Source organism: Phenylobacterium sp. (assembly GCF_044372605.1).
Lineage (GTDB): Bacteria > Pseudomonadota > Alphaproteobacteria > Caulobacterales > Caulobacteraceae > Phenylobacterium.
Genome location: NZ_JBILRO010000311.1, coordinates 1 through 3,284 on the forward strand (window position 1 = coordinate 1; position 3,284 = coordinate 3,284).

A 3,284-nucleotide genomic window follows, 5' to 3' on the forward strand; every position below is an offset into this window, starting at 1 on the left:
ATAAACAGATGCGTTGGTTGCACGCACCTTAGGGTGGAAATTTTCTGTTTGCTACCTTGATTGTCCACCTTAACGGCGATGCATCGGACCGGGATCCGCAGTCCTGATCGCGACGCTCCTGGCAACCCAATCCACGTCGGCGGGTTCTCCAGTCTCATCAGATGAGAGGATCCCGCCATGGGCCACAAGCCCTCCGAACCAAGGCTATCGACGGCCGAGGCTGTGGCTGAGGCCGTCTCGGCGCCGACCCGTCCGATCGTTCCGACGCCAGAGGGCGAGGTGCACGACCACCTAGCCAAGCGGGAAGCGGAGGTCGAGGACCGCCAGGAGGCCCTGCTGGATGAGGCGCTTGAAGAGACCTTTCCGGGCTCTGACCCGATCAGCCCCAAACGCATAACCTGGAGTGGATCAGCCCCTTAGGTTTTCGTAGGCTTCCTGAGCGGCGATCCACTCATGTTCGGCAGCCTCAAGGGCGGCTTGCGCCACATCCCTGCGGCGGCCCAGTTCGGCGGCCTTTGACGGATCGCTGGCGAAGGTTCCGGGATCGGTCAGGCTGCGGTCGATCATTTCAAGGAGCTCGTTGGCTTTTGCCAGAGCCGCTTCAGCGGTTTCGGCACGGCGACGCGCGGATCCGGTGGGAACCTTTGCCTTGGCCGGCGCCGGAGCCGGTGCGACCGGCTCCGGTTCTGCCTTGACCTGGGTCGGACTGCGGCCTGCCTGTCTGGCGCGATCCAGGACGAAGGCCGCATAGTCGGCCATGTCGCCGTCGAAGGGTTCGATCCCCCCGTCGGCGGCCAGCCACAGACGGTCGGCCACAAGTTCCATGAGCGACCGGTCGTGAGTGATAAGGATCACCGCGCCCTCATAGTCATTCAGGGCGTCCAGCAACGCGCGGCGACTGTCGATATCCAGATGGTTGGTCGGCTCGTCCAGGATCAGGAGGTGCGGAGCTTCCATGGCCACCAGGTTCAGGAGCAGCCGCGCACGCTCACCGCCCGACAGATTGGCGACCGTGGTTTCCACCTTGTCGTAGGTCAGACCGAACTGCGCCAGCCGGGACCGGCGCTTGGCTTCACTTTCCTCCGGTAGCGCCCTCCGGATGATCTCCAGCGGCGTGTCGGTCGGGTCCATGGCCTCGATCTGGTGCTGGTGAAACCACCCCACTCGCAACCGCGAACTGCGGTGCAGTTTTCCAGACTGAACGGTCAATGCGCCTGCGACCAGTTTTGCGAAGGTCGATTTGCCGGCGCCGTTGACGCCCAGAAGGCCGATCCGGTCATCGATGTCGAGACGCAGGTCGAGCCGACGCAGGATCGGCGGGCCGCCATAACCGACTGTGGCGCCCTCCAGGCGCAGTAGCGGCGGGGGCAGGGGGCGTTCCGGCGACGGCAGTACGAAGGGCGCGACGCGCTCCTCGATCACAGCTGAAACCGGTGGCAGTTTGGCGATCATCTTCAGTCGCGATTGCGCCTGGGTGGCCTTGGAGGCCTTGGCGCGGAATCGGTCCACGAAGGATTGCAGATGCTCGCGGCGCGCCTCGATCTTGACCCGGGAAGCTTCCTGCAGGCGCATCTTCTCGGAGAGTTGATGCTCGAAGTTGTCGTACCCGCCGGGATAGAGGTCGAGCTTGCCATCCTTTAGGTGCAGGATGTGGTCGACCGAGTTGTTGAGCAGTTCGCGGTCGTGGCTGATGACGATCGCGGTGTGCGGATACTTCTTCAGACGCGCTTCAAGCCAAAGCGCGCCTTCCAGATCGAGGTAGTTGGTCGGCTCGTCCAGCAGCAGCAGGTCCGGTGCCGCGAACAGGCTGGCCGCCAGCGCCACCCGCATGCGCCAGCCGCCGGAGAATTCAGACATGGGCCGGGCGAGGTCGGCCTGGGAGAACCCCAGACCCGCCAGGATTTCGGAAGCGCGTGACGGGGCCCTGTCGGCGTCAATGTCGATCAGACGGTCGTAGATGTCGCCCAGGTCTTCAGGTGGCGCGCTCTCAAGGCGGGCCAGCAGGTCGGCGCGTTCGACGTCGGCCTCGAGGACCGTATCCAGCAGGGTGACCGGGGTGGCCGGATGCTCCTGGTCTACCGATCCGATCCGGGCAGCCTTGGGCATCCCGATCTCGCCGGACCCTGCGGTCAACTGACCCAAGATCACCTTGAACAGAGTGGACTTGCCCACGCCGTTGCGGCCAACGAGACCAACCTTGGCGTCGCGGGGCAGGGTGACGGATGCCTGGTCGAAGAAGCGGCGCCCCCAGGCGTCGAGGACAAGGTCGTTGATCTGGAGCATGGGGGTTTCCGTTCGGCGGCGGCTACTAGCAGACGTTTCGCTCCACGTCATGAGCATGCGGTGTCTTGCCTCCGAGCCGATCTTGGCGATATAGACGCCGCCACCGCGCGGAAGCCTTTCCGCGTCCTCCCCCAATCCAGAGCCCCCTCGGAGCCCATGACCGAACGCACCTTCTCGATCATCAAGCCGGACGCCACGCGGCGCAACCTGACCGGCAAGGTCAACACGGTGATCGAGGACGCCGGACTGCGTATTGTCGCTCAGCGCCGCATCCGGATGTCCAAGGCCCAGGCCGAAAAGTTCTATGAGGTCCACAAGGAGCGCCCGTTCTTCGGCGAATTGGTGGAATTCATGATGTCCGCACCGGTGGTGGTGCAGGTTCTCGAAGGCGAGAACGCCGTGGCCCGCTATCGGGAAGTTATGGGCGCCACCAACCCCGCCCAGGCGGCCGAGGGCACGATCCGCAAGCTCTATGCGGAGAGCGTCGGCGAGAACTCCGTGCATGGCTCGGACAGTCTCGAAAACGCAAAACTTGAAATGGTACAGTTCTTCACCGAGGCCGATATCGTCGGCTGATCTGACTCAACCATCCCGGCGGCCGGATGTTTACTCCGGCGCCGGAACACCCCAACCGAACAAGAGATAGATGCGCGAAAACAAAGTCCTTCCGGGATTCTCCGAACGACTGGCCGCACAGGCCGAGGCCCGCAAGGCCCTGCTCGAGAAGTTCAAACCCAAGCCCACCGTCGTCGCCGAAGTGCTCGAGACCCGCGAGGCTCGCAAAGCTCGCGAACTCGAGGAAGTCCGGGCCAAACGGGCAGCCGAGAAGGAAGCCGCGCGCCTCGCCAAGGAACAGGCTGAAGCTGAGGCCCGCGCGGCCATCGAGAATGACGAGGAGCTGATGAACCAGCTTCGCCGCGAAGAGCGCAAGGCCCGCAAGGCGCAGGCCAAGGCAGACGCCCGTCAGAAGCGCGAGATGAAGTCCCAGATGCGCCGGCCCG

The 3,284-nt window shown here is 64.2% G+C and carries 4 protein-coding genes; 3 read left to right on the forward strand and 1 reads right to left on the reverse strand.

What is annotated here, in order from left to right; translation table 11 throughout:
• Positions 1 to 177: 177 nt before the first annotated feature.
• The gene (locus ACIQ42_RS17395) at positions 178 to 420 is read left to right on the forward strand and encodes a hypothetical protein (protein WP_397423489.1); all 243 of its coding nucleotides are present in this window, start codon (positions 178 to 180) and stop codon (positions 418 to 420) included.
• On the opposite strand, the gene ACIQ42_RS17400 is transcribed toward ACIQ42_RS17395, so the two are convergent.
• Positions 409 to 2,283, reverse strand: a complete 1,875-nt coding sequence (locus tag ACIQ42_RS17400) for an ABC-F family ATP-binding cassette domain-containing protein (protein WP_397423490.1) — start codon at positions 2,281 to 2,283, stop codon at positions 409 to 411. The two genes, ACIQ42_RS17395 and ACIQ42_RS17400, sit on opposite strands and share 12 nt — an antisense overlap.
• 156 nt (positions 2,284 to 2,439) lie before the next feature.
• Here ACIQ42_RS17400 and ndk point away from each other — a divergent pair, with 156 nt between their 5' ends.
• Positions 2,440 to 2,859: a nucleoside-diphosphate kinase gene (gene ndk, locus ACIQ42_RS17405; RefSeq protein ID WP_397423491.1), complete on the forward strand. Its 420-nt coding sequence runs from the start codon at positions 2,440 to 2,442 to the stop codon at positions 2,857 to 2,859.
• A 70-nt stretch (positions 2,860 to 2,929) separates the two neighbouring features.
• Positions 2,930 to 3,284 (forward strand): DUF6481 family protein (locus tag ACIQ42_RS17410; RefSeq protein ID WP_397423492.1); only part of this gene is annotated, 355 nt, incomplete at its 3' end.